Source organism: Methylovorus sp. MM2 (assembly GCF_001648895.1).
Lineage (GTDB): Bacteria > Pseudomonadota > Gammaproteobacteria > Burkholderiales > Methylophilaceae > MM1.
Window position 1 is genome coordinate 561,564 of record NZ_LXUF01000001.1, and the last position, 15,970, is coordinate 577,533.

The window sequence follows — 15,970 nt, forward strand, 5'->3', positions numbered from 1 at the left end:
GTGGATTGCAAGGTATGTATGAGGCTTATGCACCTAACATGTTAAAATTACGCTTTTTATGTCTTTAGATGACGGATTTTTTAGCGATTAATGGATCCGCAATTGATAAAAATCAGCCATGCTGAATCTAAACAACAATACATGATACCAGTTGAATGAACCTGCTTAGAGCCCTTGCTGCTGTTGGAAGTATGACGTTCTTATCGCGAATCCTCGGATTCGTTAGAGATACGCTCATTGCACGAGTGTTTGGTGCAGGGGTATATACGGATGCCTTTTTTGTCGCATTCAAGATACCCAACCTGTTGCGCCGACTTTTTGCTGAGGGAGCTTTCTCTCAGGCATTCGTACCTGTGCTGGCAGAGTACAAGAATCAACGCGGTGTCGAACAGACGCATAATTTAGTAAACCATGTAGCGACATTGTTGGGTTTGGCTTTGATCGTTGTGACTATATTAGGCATGATAGCCGCTCCGTGGATCGTGTATGTCAGCGCACCGGGTTTTGAGGGGGATGCAGCAAAGTTCGATCTGACGATCACTCTGTTGCGTATCACGTTTCCCTACATCTTTTTTATCTCGCTGGTCTCATTGGCTGGCGGGATTTTGAATACTTATAGCAAATTCTCGGTACCTGCTTTTACGCCTGCATGGTTGAACGTGACCTTTATCATCGCAGCACTGTTCTTTGCGCCTTATTTTGATCCGCCGATCAAAGTGCTGGCTTGGGCCGTATTTGTGGGCGGGATTTTGCAATTGGCTTTTCAGATACCTTTTTTGATTAAAATTGGATTTATCCCTCGGTTTAGATTGAATCTGCATGATGAGGGTGTCTGGCGCATTCTAAAACTGATGGGGCCTGCGATATTTGGCGTATCTATCGCGCAGATATCTTTGTTGATCAATACGATATTCGCTTCTTTTCTGGAAACAGGTAGCGTGTCATGGCTTTATTATGCAGACCGTTTGATGGAACTGCCGACGGGCATGTTGGGTGTAGGTCTGGGGACTATCTTATTGCCTAGTCTTGCCAAGTCTTTTGCCAATAAAGCCGATGATGAATATTCGCAACTCATGGATTGGGGCTTGCGCCTTACTTTGATCCTGACCTTGCCAGCAGCAGTTGCGCTTGCAGTCTTGGCTGTGCCGCTTGTGACGGGGCTTTTCCACTATGGTGCGTTTACTTCACATGATGTATCAATGACTTGCCAAGCATTGATGGCATACAGTTTGGGTCTGATCGGGTTGATCATGGTCAAGGTCTTGGCACCTGCGTTCTATGCGCGTCAGGATATCAAGACGCCTGTAAAGATCGCTTTATTCACATTGGTTTCTACGCAATTGATGAACCTCGCATTCATCGGGCCGATGAAGCATGCAGGCTTGGCGTTGGCGATTGGTCTAGGTGCGTGTCTCAATGCAGGTTTATTGTATTTTTATTTACGTCGAGCCAATATTTATCAGCCGCAAGCAGGTTGGTGGTTGTTTTTAGTGAAACTGATACTGGCTGTCGGTGTGATGGCTGTGGTGCTTTTCTTCGGTGCAGGCGACACGAATGCGTGGATGGATTATGCAATGTTGCCTAAGTTACTGCGACTGACCGCGCTGATTTTGTTGGGCGCTACCGTATATTTTGGCGCATTGTGGCTGTTGGGTTTCCGTCTGAGAGACTTTTCCCGCCGTACAGAGATATAACGCATGCAAGTTTTTCGTCATATTCCATCAGTAAAAGTTGATTCGCCTTCGCCAGCACTTGTACTTGCGATCGGTAACTTTGATGGTATGCACTTGGGGCATCAGGCATTGCTAAAGCGATTGGTCGAGGTGGCGGATGCAACTGGACTTACAGCCGCTGTGATGACGTTTGAACCACATCCGCGCGAATTCTTTACGCCAGATAATGCGCCCGCCCGGTTGACCTCGTTGCGTGAAAAATTGGAGTTTTTTGAAGATGCTGGTGTTGCGCAGGTATATATCTGCCGCTTCAATCGGCAGTTCTCAGGTTTGAGTGCCGACGTGTTCATACAGGATATCCTGCGGACAGCCTTGAATGCGCAATCGATACTTGTGGGCAATGATTTCCGTTTTGGTGCAAAACGGCACGGTAGCGTAGCTGACTTACGCGAGGCAGGCTTTGATCTTGTGGACTTTCCTGAAGTGCGTTTAGAAAGTGTACGTGTATCGAGTACAGCGGTGCGAGATGCACTAGCGGCTGGTGAGCTTGAGCTTGCTAGGGCATTGCTCGGAAGACCATATAGCATCAGCGGCAAGGTCGTACATGGTGCCAAACGCGGACGGCAATTGGGCTTTCCTACTGCAAACGTACATATGCGCCATGAACGACCTGCGCTGACTGGGGTATATGCGGTAAAATTAGATGGTTTAGCTGGTGTAGCAAATCTGGGTGTGCGGCCAACCGTGGCAGGCATTCCCAAATTGATGCTGGAAGTGCATTTATTCGATTTTGACGGTGATCTATATGATCGCCATGTGCATGTCCAGTTTCTGAAAAAGATACGTGAAGAGATGAAGTTCCCGAATTTTGATGCACTTAAACAGCAGATCGCATTTGATAGTATTGCGGCAAGAACCTATTTTTCGAATATTTAGTGATTAATTAAAAGACTTAGTGTCATGACAGACCAAAAATATCAGTTGAATCTCCCTGAAACGCCTTTTCCGATGCGTGGCGATCTTGCAAAGCGTGAGCCTGCATGGTTGAAACAATGGCAGGATCAGCAGCTTTATAAAAAGATACGTGCGGCACGTAAGGGGGCTAAGAAATTCATCCTGCATGATGGCCCGCCTTATGCGAATGGAGACATCCATATCGGGCACGCGGTAAACAAGATATTGAAAGATATCATCGTTAAATCCAAGACGATGTCAGGCTTTGATGCGCCTTATGTGCCTGGTTGGGATTGCCACGGACTGCCTATCGAGTTGATGGTCGAGAAACTGCATGGCAAGAATATCGATCCAGCCAAGTTTCGTGAGCTTTGCCGCGAGTATGCCGCTGAACAGATCGAGCGCCAGAAAAAGGACTTTATCCGTCTAGGTGTATTGGGCGATTGGGATCATCCTTACCGCACGATGGATTTCAAGACCGAAGCCGACATCATGCGTGCGTTGGGTGATATCTACAAGAATGGTTATCTCTATCAAGGCTCCAAGCCAGTACATTGGTGTGTGGATTGTGGGTCTGCATTGGCTGAAGCTGAAGTTGAGTATGAAGATAAGAATTCTCCTGCTATCGATGTCGGTTTTAAGGTCGTAGATAACGCTGCCTTGTCTAAGATGTTTGGTGTTGAGGTTGCAGGTGATGCGTATGCCGTCATCTGGACAACCACGCCTTGGACGTTGCCAGCCAATCAGGCTGTGACCGTTCATCCGGATTTCACCTATGACCTGATCAAGACCAGTAAGGGGTTGCTGATTCTTGCGCATGAGCTTGCTGAAGCTACACTTGCACGATATGGCGAAGCATCAACCCAAGTTCTTGCTTCATGCAAAGGGGTTGCACTTGAGTTTTTATCATTACAGCATCCATTCGAGAACCGTCAGGTGCCAGTCATCCTTGGTGATCATGTAACTACCGATGCGGGTACTGGCTTAGTACATACAGCGCCTGCTCACGGCCTTGAAGATTATGCGGTGGGTATGCGTTATAACCTGCCGGTGGATAATCCAGTGGGTGATGATGGCAAGTTCTATAGTCGTGTCGAGCGCTTTGCGGGCATGAGCATCTGGGATGCTAATAAAGTCGTCATCGAAACGCTGGCAGCTAGTGGCAACCTGATGGCTTCCGCGCGATTGAACCATAGTTACCCGCATTGCTGGCGCCATAAGACGCCGGTTATCTTCCGTGCGACGCATCAATGGTTCATCGGCATGAATCAAGAAGGCGTGGCGGGTAGCACATTGCGCACACTTGCTAATGCTGCGGTGGATGATACGGAGTTCTTCCCTTCATGGGGGCGCGCACGTCTGGAAGCGATGATCAAGAACCGTCCGGACTGGTGTGTGTCTCGCCAGCGTAACTGGGGTGTGCCGATGCCATTGTTCGTACATAAAGAAACCAGTGAGCTGCACCCTGATACCTCCGCGTTGCTTGAGAAAGTTGCATTACAAGTCGAACAACAAGGCATAGAAGCTTGGTTCTCTTTAGATGGCGCTGCTTTTCTGCAAGAACACGCGCCAAAGGATGCTGAGCAATATAAAAAAGTGACCGATACGCTGGATGTATGGTTTGACTCGGGTACGACACATGCTGCTGTTTTGAAGCGTCGTGAAGAGTTGCAGAGCCCTGCAGATTTGTATCTTGAAGGTTCTGACCAGCACCGTGGGTGGTTCCAGTCTAGCTTACTGACAGGTTGTGCGATCAATGGACGTGCGCCTTATGGTGCATTGCTGACGCACGGTTTCGTGGTCGATGGCAACGGTCATAAGATGAGTAAATCCAAGGGCAACGTGGTTGCGCCGCAAAAGGTTATGGATACCTACGGTGCCGATATCTTACGTTTATGGGTAGCCTCGACAGATTACTCAGGTGAATTGACGATCTCGGACGAGATATTAAAACGTGTTGCCGATAGCTATCGCCGTATCCGCAATACACTACGTTTCTTGTTATCTAATCTGGCTGATTTCGATGCTGGTAAAAACCTACTGCCTGTCGCTGAGTGGTTGGAGATCGATCGTTATGCGTTAGTACTGACGCATGATCTAGAGACCAAGTTGCTTGCAGATTATGACCGCTATGAGTTTCATTTGGCGATGCAGAAATTCGTAGGTTTTTGCTCTGAAGATCTGGGCGGTTTCTATCTCGACATCTTAAAAGATCGTCTCTACACGACAGGTGCTGATTCTCATCCTCGTCGTGCTGCGCAGAGTGCGCTTTACCATATCACTCATGCATTGATGCGTTTGATGGCCCCGATATTAAGCTTTACTGCTAATGAGATATGGCAGACTTTAGGCTTGGATGAGAATGTCAGTGTGTTTGAAGAGCTGTGGTATGAGCTTCCAGCACACGCGTTAAGCGATGCGGATATTGCTGTCTGGCAAGAGATCATCGCCGTTCGTGCTTTTGCCAATAAAGCCATCGAAGAACAACGTGCACAAAGCTTGGTAGGCTCTTCATTGCAGTCTGAGTTGGATATCTACGCCTCTGGTAAAACATATAAGGCTTTGGCTACGCTGGAGGATGATTTGCGTTTTGTACTCATCACTTCGCGTGCCAACCTGCATCAGGCAGAGGATGAGGGTGTGAGTATCAAGGTCACGCCTAGTGCACATACGAAATGTGATCGTTGCTGGCACTACCGTGCCGATGTCGGTGCCGATGCAGCGCACCCGCAAATATGCGGTCGTTGCGTGAGCAACTTGTTTGGTAAAGGCGAAGCCCGTCGCTATGCGTAAATGGTTGGCGTTAAGTGTGGTGGTGATCGCGCTCGATCTTTATACAAAGCATCTTGTGGTCAATGCGTTTGCTTATGGTGAACACCTGACGATCACCAGCTTTTTTGATTTGGTGCGTTACCATAATGAAGGTGCGGCATTTAGCTTTTTGAGTAATGCGGGAGGCTGGCAGCGTATCTTCTTTAGTGCCATTGCCGTGATCGCGTCTGTCGTGATTGTGTATTTGATGTATAAAAGCCCCAAGCAGAAACTCTTCTGTTTGGGGCTTGCCTTCATTCTTGGCGGAGCATTAGGAAATCTATATGACCGCCTAACGTTAGGCTATGTCGTCGACTTCTTGTTCTTCCATTACCAAGCTTATTATTGGCCTGCTTTCAATCTTGCTGATTCTGCGATCACGTTTGGTGTAAGTTTACTGTTGATCGACAGCTTTAAAAACAAACAACCATAATCTTATCAATCAGATTACAGGCCTATTTAGATGGCCGCTTTTCGCGCCTTGCTACGACGGCGCGCAATCAATATCACGGTACTTAGACCTGCCAATAACATCGCCCAGCTGCTCGGTTCTGGCACAGCGGTGATCAGTAACTGATCCTGTTTAGTGTCAGAGAAGGCATAGCTTAATGTGTAGCCACCAGTGGTTGTCCATGGGCCTGAAGTGATGTTATTGATGAATCCAATAGCAAGTGCATCCGCTGCTGTATTTGCAGGGCCAGTGCCACTCAAATAGATCGAACCACTGGCAAGGTCATAAGAACCCGTTTCTTCTACAATCTCCCACACGGCTAATTGCATCGCTAGCGCATAATTATTGGCTGCTGCAAGATCACTGCTGCTTGATGTGCTGATGTATGTATCGCGTAGCCCGAAGAATGTCGGCAAAGTATTCGTGATCAAACGATCAAGCGCTGATTGTTGGGTAGATGAAAAAAATGGTGATAAGCCAGTTGTTACATCAAAGCTGCTAGCCCAGCCACCGCCAATATGCCTTTCTACACACAGGCTGATTGTTTGCCCACCCATTGCAGAGATATCCCATATGCTGAGTACGCCCCAGTTATGGTATGTGTCAGTGCCGCCTTCATTAATCGTCGTGTAACTGGAATATGCTGTACGGTCAGATGCGCTAGGCCATGAGATGATGGTGCTAGCATAAGCCGAGTTAACCATGGCTGCGCAAGCAAGAATGCCTGCAGTGAACATGTTGCGGATTGTTTTTGCGTTGAATATGTTGTTGCTATGAATCATTGATTAACTTCCGATTTTAATTGTAAGTTGTTGGTATTGCATGGCTAAATCATGCCTATGTTTTTCTCAGTTGCCGCATAGTACACGAATGCCGTTCAAAAAATCAGAAAGATTAAGCAGGGATTATGCCAAATGGATGATATTTGAAAATATGGCAGGATAAAATATTTAAGAAAACCAGCGTAACTTCGATTGAGCATAGCCGAACCTGAGTAGAAACACTCAGGTTCGGCTATGTGATGGATTTGTTTTACGCGACTTGATTCAAAAACACGCGCACATTGCGTGGGCGTATAAAGACGCTTTGACCTTCGGTGAGACTAAGCTCGCGGAAACGTTCACGTGTCAGCTCAGCTTCGATCAGTTCAGGGTTATCTGCACGTTGCAGTTCTAATCTGACAAGCGGGCCGATAGCGTGAATGTAGTTAACTGTGGCTTCAAACGCATGCTCGCCATCGGCTTCTTTTAATACTTCGATATCGTGCGGACGAACATAAGCGAAAGCCGGGCTATCTTTTGTTTCTTGATGTGCATCAAGTTGAAGCTCGATGCCACCAATCTGTGCACGGCCTTCATTCACGCGGCTGTGGAACAGATTCACGTTACCAAGGAACTGGTATACGAATGGAGAGGCTGGTGCGTCGTAAACTTCCTGCGGGCTGCCAATCTGTTCAACTTGACCGTGGTTCATCACTACGATGCGGTCGGCTACTTCAAGTGCCTCTTCCTGATCATGCGTGACGAAAACGCTGGTGATATGTAGTTCGTCATGTAAGCGGCGTAACCAGCGACGAAGATCCTTACGAACCTTTGCGTCCAATGCACCGAACGGCTCATCGAGCAATAACACTTTAGGTTCTACCGCCAAGGCACGTGCCAAAGCAATACGTTGACGTTGCCCACCGGATAGTTGTGGCGGATAACGGTCTGCAAGCCAGTCCAGTTGTACCAACTCAAGTAGTTTATGAACGCGTTTGCTGATCTCCGCATCTGATGGACGAGTAGCCTTGGGGCGCACGCGTAAGCCAAAGGCTACGTTCTCGAATACCGACATATGGCGGAACAGCGCATAGTGCTGAAATACAAAGCCTACTTCACGTTCGCGTACATCGCGTTCAGTGGCATTCGAGCCATGAAAAAGGATGTTGCCGGAATCAGGTGTCTCAAGGCCCGCGATGATGCGCAGCAGGGTGGTCTTACCGCAACCTGATGGGCCGAGCAGGGCTACCAGCTCGCCACTGGGAACATCAAGGCTGATGTTCTTTAGTGCCTGAAAGCTGCCGAAGTCTTTTGTGATATTACGAATCTCGATACTCATCATTTCGCCTTTGTATTTTTTAACTGCGTATGCACTATTTGCAAATCATTCTTCTATCTGTTCATCAATAATGACATCGCGCGAAGCCTGCCATTCAATAAAACTTTTCAGCGCCAATGTCAGTAATGCCAGAAATGCCAATAACGATGCGACCGCGAATGCCGCAGCGTAGTTGTATTCGTTATAAAGAATTTCGACATGCAAGGGCATGGTATTAGTCAATCCACGGATATGGCCTGATACAACCGATACCGCGCCAAATTCGCCCATTGCACGCGCATTGGTCAGAATCACGCCATATAGCAGACCCCATTTGATATTGGGTAATGTAATGCGCCAAAGTATCTGCCAACCATTTGCACCTAATACCAGCCCGGCCTCTTCTTCCTCTTTGCCTTGCGCCTGCATCAGTGGGATCAGCTCGCGTGCGATAAAAGGGAAGGTGACGAATATCGTTGCTAATACGATACCGGGGATGGCGAAGATGACTTTATGGTCATGATCAATCAACCACTCACCAAACCAGCCTTGCATACCGAATATCAAAACATAGATCAGGCCAGCAATCACAGGCGACACTGCGAAAGGCAAATCGATCAAGGTGATCAATATGCTCTTGCCGCGGAAATCGAATTTGGCAATCGCCCAAGCTGCGGCTACACCGAAGACTAGATTCAGTGGTAATGAGATGGCTGCCGCAATTACTGTCAGCTTGATTGCGGATAAAGCATCAGGATCAACCAATGCCGCGATATAAGCTCCAAAGCCTTTGCGTAATGCTTCCGTAAACACTGCAGCAAGCGGGATGAACAGAAACAGGCTTAGAAACAATAAAGAGACAGCGATCAACGACCAACGTACCCATGCTGGCTCTGAAGTGGCACGGCTACGCGCCACCTTTTTATTGTAACTATGTAATTGTGAAACGATGGTTGCAGACATACCCTATTCCTAACGTGAAGCACTGATGCGGTGATTACTCCACCACTGCAAGCCATTGATGGCGAATAACAAGATGAATGAAATCACCAGCATGACGACAGCGACTGCTGTAGCGCCTGCATAATCATATTGTTCGAGTTTGGTGATAATGATTAGTGGCGTAATCTCAGACACCATCGGCATATTACCGGCGATAAAAATTACCGAGCCATATTCCCCGATCGCGCGGGCAAATGCCAGAGCAAATCCGGTTAACAATGCAGGCCAAAGTGCAGGCAGAATAACGCGGCTGAATGTCTGCCAGCGATTGGCACCCAAGCTGGCAGCGGCTTCTTCTGTTTCCGCTTCTAAGTCTTCAAGTACGGGTTGTACGGTACGTACCACGAAAGGCAAGCCGATAAACGTGAGGGCAACCACTACACCTAATGGCGTAAATGCGACTTTAATGCCATGCGGCTCAAGTATGCTGCCTATCCAGCCATTGCTTGCATATACCGCGGTGAGTGCGATACCCGCGACTGCTGTAGGCAGTGCGAAAGGTAGATCGACCAATGCATCTACCAGCTTCTTGCCTGGAAAGGTATAGCGTGTCAGTACCCATGCGGTCAATAAGCCGAATATGGCATTTAGCACTGCCCCGATAAGCGATGCGCCGAACGTCAATTTATAGGACGCCACCACGCGAGGCGCAGTAACCACCTGCCAGAACTCTGCCAAGCTTAGCTCTGTGGTTTTAAGGAATGCGGCCGACAGTGGGATGAGTACGATCAAGCTTAGGTAAAGCAGGGTGTAGCCTAGAGATAAGTTGAACCCCGGTAGAACGTTTTTATGTTTAGCCATTTAATTATTATCTTTTAAATTTGGACGCAAATGTAACAGAGTCCTTAAAGTTATAAAAATACTAAGTAATGATATTGATATAACAAAAAAGAATGAATGATGCTCTGCTACTAATGGCTTTTATATTTAGCTTCAATATCCTGAATTCGAGCAGTCCCAGTATTATGCGGCTGCTCGTATCGAGGGTCTGAACGCCTTGGTGGGTTGCAGGTCTTTCGCGATAGCTGGCCTCCCCAAAAAGTAACCCTGCAATAAAGTGCTGCCAGCTTCAATGGCGATATCCAGTTGTGTTTGGGTTTCTATACCTTTAATCACGGGTTGCGCGCCTAAGTCACGGATGATGCCGACTAAGCCCGGAATGATCTTGCGAATGCGCGGGTTGCGCTCTGCCTCTTGAATCAGGCTGATATCCAGTTTCACGAACTCTGGTGAGAGCTTCCACAATCTATCCAGATTCGAGTGTTTGCGACCAAAGCCATCAATGGCGATGCGGTAGCCGCGATCACGGTAGTTATCAATCGCCTCGACCAGTAGTTTTTCCTGCTCTACAACGCTTTCCTGTATTTCAATCACCACGCGATCTGTCGGTACCGAGTGCGTATGTAAAATGCGCTCGAAGACTTTGCCGTGCGCATTTACACTTACCAAAAGTTTTGGGTGTACGTTCAGGAAGAGATAGCCGTTATCGTTATATATCTCCCTGAAATTCAATACATGCAATGTGCGGCACACGCGGTCAAACTTAACAAGTCGACCTGATTCTTCAGCAAAGCTGAAAGCAAACTCAGGGCTGATTGTTTGCAGGTCACCAAGTGATGGTCTTAATAGAGCCTCATGCCCGAAAAGATCACCGGCTTCGCTATCGTAGATCGGCTGAAAAGCGCTCTTGAGCTGTATGCCCAGAAATGTACTGGTGAATTCCCCTTCCAGCTTCTCATCCAGACCGTAATCTTCCAAGTCAAGGTACAGCGCTTCACGCAGCTGCGACTTGAGTTGTTCTACATTCAGTGATCCTGTGTATTTCTCAGACATGAGTCTCTACTCCTTATTGCTAATCAATCTTGCTGTGACTTGCCTTTGTTGCTTAGGTCTTGTTACTTAGCGTAGATCTGATCAAACGTACCGCCATCGGCGAAGTGCGTTTTCTGAGCATTTGCCCATCCACCAAATACTTCATCAATCGTAAACAGGGTTAGCTGTTTGAAGTCACCTTTATGCTTAGCGGCCACAGTTTCTACACGTGGGCGCAGGTAATGTTTGACTGCAAGCTCCTGACCTTCTGGCGAATAGTGGAAGTCCAAATAGCCTTGTGCGACCGTGCGTGTTTTATGTCTATCTACAACCTTATCGACCAAGCTGATCGGGTTTTCTGCCAGTACGCTAACGGAAGGGTAAACCACCTCGAATTGGTCGCCGCCCAGCTCTTTTTTGATCAGGTTGACTTCATTCTCGAAAGTTAGCAGAGCATCACCAATATCGCGCTGTACGAAGGTCGTCGTCGCACCTCGGCCACCTGTATCCAGAACGGGTACGTTCTTGAATAATTTGGCTACGAAATCTTTCGCCTTGGCATCGTCACCGCCTTTTTTGATTACATATCCCCATGCAGCAAGATAGGCATAACGGCCATTACCTGATGTCTTAGGGTTTGCAATCACGACACCAACGCCAGGTTTGATGAGGTCGTCCCAATCCTTGATGTTTTTTGGATTGCCTTTGCGCACCAAGAATACAGTGGTAGATGCAGTCGGCGAGCTACCGTTAGGCAGGCGTTTCTGCCAATCTTTGGGGATCAAACGGCCTTTTTCGTAAAGAATATCGATATCAGTTGCTTGATTCATGGTGATGATATCGGCTTCAAGACCATCTACTACTGCACGTGCCTGTTTGCTGGAACCACCATGTGACTGGTTGATGGTGACGGTTTCGCCAGTTTTCTCTTTCCAGTATTTTGCGAAAGCAGGGTTAAAGTCTTTATAGAATTCGCGTGTTACGTCATAAGATACATTGAGTAAACTCGTGTCTGCGTGAGCTGCACTTGAGAATAACAAGGCGGCAAGGATTAAACGTTTTAACATTAAGGTTCCCCGGAAATTAAATGGCTGAAATATTGTTATGGCTGCAATATAGGCAAATCAATAAAGAATGTAAAAGAATATAAAAATATATTGTTATATATAAATGTTATTTATTATTTAATAAAGCATCTTGTACAAATGTTGCTATTGAAATCAATAATTGTGTATAGTTATAACTAAATAGAATTTATATATAAGTAAAAATTATATATAAACGACACCTAGTAATAATCTAGGTTGAATATATAGTTAGCCGACCGGACAACCGGAAGCCAGCGCGTCAAAAGACGGCTGGCTTTTTTGTTTTCTGCATTTGGTTTTTATAGCGAGTAAAACGTATGCCTGAATCATTAAATGAAGTGACATCTAGTTTGGATATATCCAAGATCGTCGCTCAGCTTCGCGCGGTCAGACTTACGTCACTTGAAAGCCGTAATCGTCGTGAAAAACCGCCAAAATTACCATCGCGCAAAGTGCTCGGGAGCATCGTGGATGGATTAGGTGCGGCGCTTTTCCCCAATCGTTTAGGCATGCCGGATATCAAAGATGATGGTATCGATTATTTCGTTGGTCATGCCCTAGATGTTGCCTTAAGGGATTTGCTGGCTCAAGTGAAATTGGAGCTGCATTTTGCTTCGGACCTGAATGCCGAGGATGGTAATGCTCTTACTGCAAGTGGGACTAGCGCTAAAGAGATCGTAAGACAATTCGCTGAATCTTTACCTGCAATACGTATGTTGCTAGATAGCGATATTCGTGCGGCTTATGAAGGTGATCCTGCTGCGCGAAGTGTGGATGAAGTACTGGTTTGCTACCCGGGCATCACCGCAATTACGCATTATCGTTTAGCACATGTGCTGCACAAGCTGGGTGTGCCGTTGATCGCAAGAATCATCTCAGAGATCGCTCATTCGTCGACGGGTATCGATATACACCCGGGCGCGCAGATTGATGAGAGCTTCTTTATTGATCATGGTACGGGTGTGGTGATTGGTGAAACAACCATTATTGGTAAGCACGTGCGCATCTATCAAGCCGTTACGCTTGGTGCTAAGCGGTTCCCAACTGATGAGAACGGTGCATTGATCAAAGGGAACGAGCGTCACCCTATAGTAGAAGACGATGTTGTCATTTATGCCGGTGCAACTATTCTCGGACGTATCACCATCGGGCATGGTTCTGCCATCGGCGGCAATGTCTGGCTTACACACACTGTTCCACCCGGTAGCAATATCACGCAAGCGCAGATGTTAAGTAATCCCGTGCATCAAGCACAGCTAGCAGCAACCACGAATTTATCAAACGGTAGTAAAGAACCAAAGCAGCAAAGCTGAAATTTTAATTTTTTAGTAGCACACTTAAATAATCAAGGAGATTTTAATGGCTGATATTCATCAAGGACATACCGCATTGGGCGATGTAGCGGCACGGACGCTTGCCAATGCGACCAAAACGGTACCCATGCTTGGCACGATTACGCCACGTTGGTTGGTACACCTCATGCAGTGGGTGCCGGTTGAAGCTGGTATCTATCGTGTTAACAAAGTAAAAGATAACCATAGCGTCGCTGTTGACTGCTCTAATAAAGACGAACGTGAATTGCCAGCGACTTTCGTTGATTACGAAGAATGGGGCCGTGAGTATGTATTGAACGCTGTGAATACAGTGGTTGATGTACATACACGTATCTCTGATCTTTACAGCAGCCCGCATAACCAGATTCGTGAGCAGTTACGTCTGACTATTGAAACGGTTAAAGAGCGTCAGGAAAGTGAATTGATTAACAACGCTGAATATGGCTTGTTGCACAATATTGCACCTGAGCAAAAGGTAAAGTCACGCACCGGCGCACCAACACCTGATGACTTTGATGAACTGATCTCACGCGTGTGGAAAGAGCCTGCATTCTTCTTGGCACATCCACAAGCGATTGCCGCATTCGGTCGCGAATGTACACGTCGTGGCGTTCCACCGCCTACAGTTGCGCTGTTTGGCTCACAATTCATTACTTGGCGTGGTATTCCATTGATTCCTTGCGACAAATTGCGGGTGACTAAAGGTAAGACGAATATTCTATTGTTGAGAACAGGTGAGAGCCGTCAAGGTGTCGTTGGTCTTTACCAACCTAATTTGCCTGGTCAACAAACCATGGGTCTTTCAGTGCGCTTTATGGGTATCAACCACAAGGCGATCGCTTCGTATCTTGTGTCCTTGTATTGTTCATTAGCTGTGCTGACTGAAGATGCGATCGCTGTGTTGGAGAATGTAGACGTAGGCAACTACTATGACTACAAGTAACCTTCACGATCTATCTTCGTTCGAACCTGAAGCGATATTAGCTGCAGTGCCGGGCGAGCATCCGCGTATGGCGGCTGGTTTGGCGATAGCCCGAGAGGCTAGCGAAAGCGGCAATCTGGATGTAGATGCCTTGGCGAAAATTGCCAATGAAGTGTTCTCGGATACGATGCCACGTGAATCCGGTTTTCCTGCGACAGATTCTTTTTCGGATAATGCGACGATCTATAGCGCAGGTAGCCCGACGATTGGTTCGCAAGTGCCAGCAGCGCCGTCAGCGATATCGGCTGTTCCATCTGGCGCTGCTGCATTGCAATCCGGTTTGCCTGATCTTGGCGGTAGCAATCCCGGCAGCATTGGCGCGCTTAATGTTTCGCCATTGCAATATACGCCGGACTTGATTGGTGAGGTTGATATCGCCAAGCTACTAGGTGATGTCGCGATTCCTTATGAGAACGAGCTAAAAGGTCTCTTTGGCGCTCAGCCGACTGCGATTCCAACAACGCAGAAGACTGGTACAAGTAGTCCTTTCTACTTTTTACAGACATCTGATAACAGTTTGCAAGCAGCGCCCGCTGCGCATCCGCCGTTTGATGCCAATCTCGTACGCAAGGATTTCCCTATCTTGCGTGAATTGGTTAATGGCAGACCATTGATCTGGTTCGATAATGCAGCTACGACACAGAAACCGCAGGCAGTGATCGATCGTATCTCATACTTTTACCAGCATGAGAACTCGAATATTCATCGTGCGGCACATGAGCTAGCTGCGCGCGCTACAGATGCATATGAAGGTGCGCGTGAGACGGTTCGTCGCTTCATCAATGCGCCTTCAATCGATAACATCGTGTTCGTACGTGGTACAACTGAAGCGATCAATCTGGTTGCCAAGACTTGGGGCAAGAAGCATATCGGCGCTGGGGATGAGATCGTTATTTCTCATCTTGAGCATCATGCGAATATCGTCCCGTGGCAACAGTTGTGTCAGGAAACAGGCGCCAAGTTAAAAGTGGCACCAGTCGATGATAGCGGCCAAGTCTTACTTGCTGAGTATCAACAGCTACTGACTGCTAGAACCAAGCTTGTTTCATTCACGCAGGTGTCCAATGCGCTTGGCACGGTTACGCCTGCGCATGAGATGATCGAGATGGCACATCGGGCAGGTGCGAAAGTATTGCTTGATGGCGCACAGTCAATATCTCACATGCATACTGATGTATTGGGGCTGGATTGTGACTTCTTTGTCTTTTCAGGACACAAAGTGTTTGGCCCAACTGGTATCGGTGCGTTGTATGGAAAATCCGATGTGTTGAACGATATGCCTGCTTGGCAAGGTGGCGGCAATATGATTCAAGACGTCACTTTTGATAAGACCGTTTACCATGAAGCACCAGCAAAGTTTGAAGCAGGTACGGGCAATATTGCCGATGCTGTTGGGCTTGGTGCTGCGCTTGAGTACGTTGAGCGTTTGGGCATTCATAATATCGCCAGATACGAGCATGAATTGCTTGCCTATGCCACTGATGCCATGTGCAAAGTAGCAGGCTTGCGCTTGATCGGAACGGCTAAAGAAAAAGCCAGTGTCTTGTCATTCACGCTAGCAGGCTATCAGAGTGAAGAAGTTGGCGCTGCTTTGAACAAAGAAGGCATCGCTGTTCGCTCAGGGCATCATTGTGCACAGCCTATCCTTCGTCGTTTTGGACTGGAAAATACAGTGCGGCCATCTTTAGCTTTTTACAATACGACTGCTGAGGTTGATGTATTAGTGAACGCCTTGCATAAGCTATCTTCTGCAAAAGCGATCACTGGGTTATAAGCTCAAAAGT

Annotated in this window: 13 protein-coding genes; 7 read left to right on the plus strand and 6 right to left on the minus strand. The window is 47.4% G+C overall.

Features of this window, described 5'->3' with window-relative positions:
• Positions 1-155: 155 nt before the first annotated feature.
• The 4 genes from murJ to lspA are packed head-to-tail and all read left to right on the plus strand — an operon-like array spanning position 156 to position 5,871.
• Positions 156-1,694: a murein biosynthesis integral membrane protein MurJ gene (gene murJ, locus A7981_RS02580; protein ID WP_067263597.1), complete on the plus strand. Its 1,539-nt coding sequence runs from the start codon at positions 156-158 to the stop codon at positions 1,692-1,694.
• A gap of 3 nt (positions 1,695-1,697) precedes the next feature.
• Complete coding sequence (locus A7981_RS02585) at positions 1,698-2,609, plus strand: bifunctional riboflavin kinase/FAD synthetase (RefSeq protein ID WP_067263599.1); 912 nt, start codon at positions 1,698-1,700, stop codon at positions 2,607-2,609.
• 24 nt (positions 2,610-2,633) lie between these two features.
• Positions 2,634-5,420, plus strand: coding sequence for an isoleucine--tRNA ligase (gene ileS / locus A7981_RS02590; protein WP_067263603.1), 2,787 nt, complete (start codon positions 2,634-2,636; stop codon positions 5,418-5,420).
• Positions 5,413-5,871, plus strand: a complete 459-nt coding sequence (gene lspA / locus A7981_RS02595) for a signal peptidase II (protein WP_067263605.1) — start codon at positions 5,413-5,415, stop codon at positions 5,869-5,871. The genes ileS and lspA overlap by 8 nt, the downstream gene beginning before the upstream one ends.
• A gap of 26 nt (positions 5,872-5,897) precedes the next feature.
• On the opposite strand, the gene A7981_RS02600 is transcribed toward lspA, so the two are convergent.
• The 6 genes from A7981_RS02600 to A7981_RS02625 form a co-directional block, all read right to left on the minus strand.
• Positions 5,898-6,671, minus strand: a complete 774-nt coding sequence (locus tag A7981_RS02600) for a PEP-CTERM sorting domain-containing protein (RefSeq protein ID WP_067263607.1) — start codon at positions 6,669-6,671, stop codon at positions 5,898-5,900.
• Positions 6,672-6,921: 250 nt separating this feature from the next.
• Positions 6,922-7,989, minus strand: coding sequence for a sulfate/molybdate ABC transporter ATP-binding protein (locus A7981_RS02605; RefSeq protein ID WP_067263617.1), 1,068 nt, complete (start codon positions 7,987-7,989; stop codon positions 6,922-6,924).
• Positions 7,990-8,034: 45 nt separating this feature from the next.
• Complete coding sequence (gene cysW / locus A7981_RS02610) at positions 8,035-8,931, minus strand: sulfate ABC transporter permease subunit CysW (protein ID WP_067263621.1); 897 nt, start codon at positions 8,929-8,931, stop codon at positions 8,035-8,037.
• 9 nt (positions 8,932-8,940) lie between these two features.
• The gene (gene cysT, locus A7981_RS02615; RefSeq protein WP_067263624.1) at positions 8,941-9,771 is read right to left on the minus strand and encodes a sulfate ABC transporter permease subunit CysT; all 831 of its coding nucleotides are present in this window, start codon (positions 9,769-9,771) and stop codon (positions 8,941-8,943) included.
• Between the two features lie 162 nt (positions 9,772-9,933).
• Positions 9,934-10,803: an EAL domain-containing protein gene (locus A7981_RS02620; RefSeq protein ID WP_067263626.1), complete on the minus strand. Its 870-nt coding sequence runs from the start codon at positions 10,801-10,803 to the stop codon at positions 9,934-9,936.
• Positions 10,804-10,865: 62 nt separating this feature from the next.
• Positions 10,866-11,849, minus strand: a complete 984-nt coding sequence (locus A7981_RS02625; protein WP_067263628.1) for a sulfate ABC transporter substrate-binding protein — start codon at positions 11,847-11,849, stop codon at positions 10,866-10,868.
• 338 nt (positions 11,850-12,187) lie between these two features.
• Between A7981_RS02625 and epsC the strand changes: the two genes are divergently transcribed.
• The 3 genes from epsC to A7981_RS02640 are packed head-to-tail and all read left to right on the plus strand — an operon-like array spanning position 12,188 to position 15,960.
• Positions 12,188-13,183, plus strand: a complete 996-nt coding sequence (gene epsC, locus A7981_RS02630) for a serine O-acetyltransferase EpsC (RefSeq protein ID WP_067263634.1) — start codon at positions 12,188-12,190, stop codon at positions 13,181-13,183.
• A gap of 46 nt (positions 13,184-13,229) precedes the next feature.
• Positions 13,230-14,147: a family 2A encapsulin nanocompartment shell protein gene (locus A7981_RS02635; RefSeq protein WP_067263636.1), complete on the plus strand. Its 918-nt coding sequence runs from the start codon at positions 13,230-13,232 to the stop codon at positions 14,145-14,147.
• A complete protein-coding gene (locus tag A7981_RS02640; protein ID WP_067263639.1) occupies positions 14,134-15,960 on the plus strand; it encodes a family 2A encapsulin nanocompartment cargo protein cysteine desulfurase in 1,827 nt (608 codons plus the stop codon). The genes A7981_RS02635 and A7981_RS02640 overlap by 14 nt, the downstream gene beginning before the upstream one ends.
• Positions 15,961-15,970 lie beyond the last annotated feature (10 nt).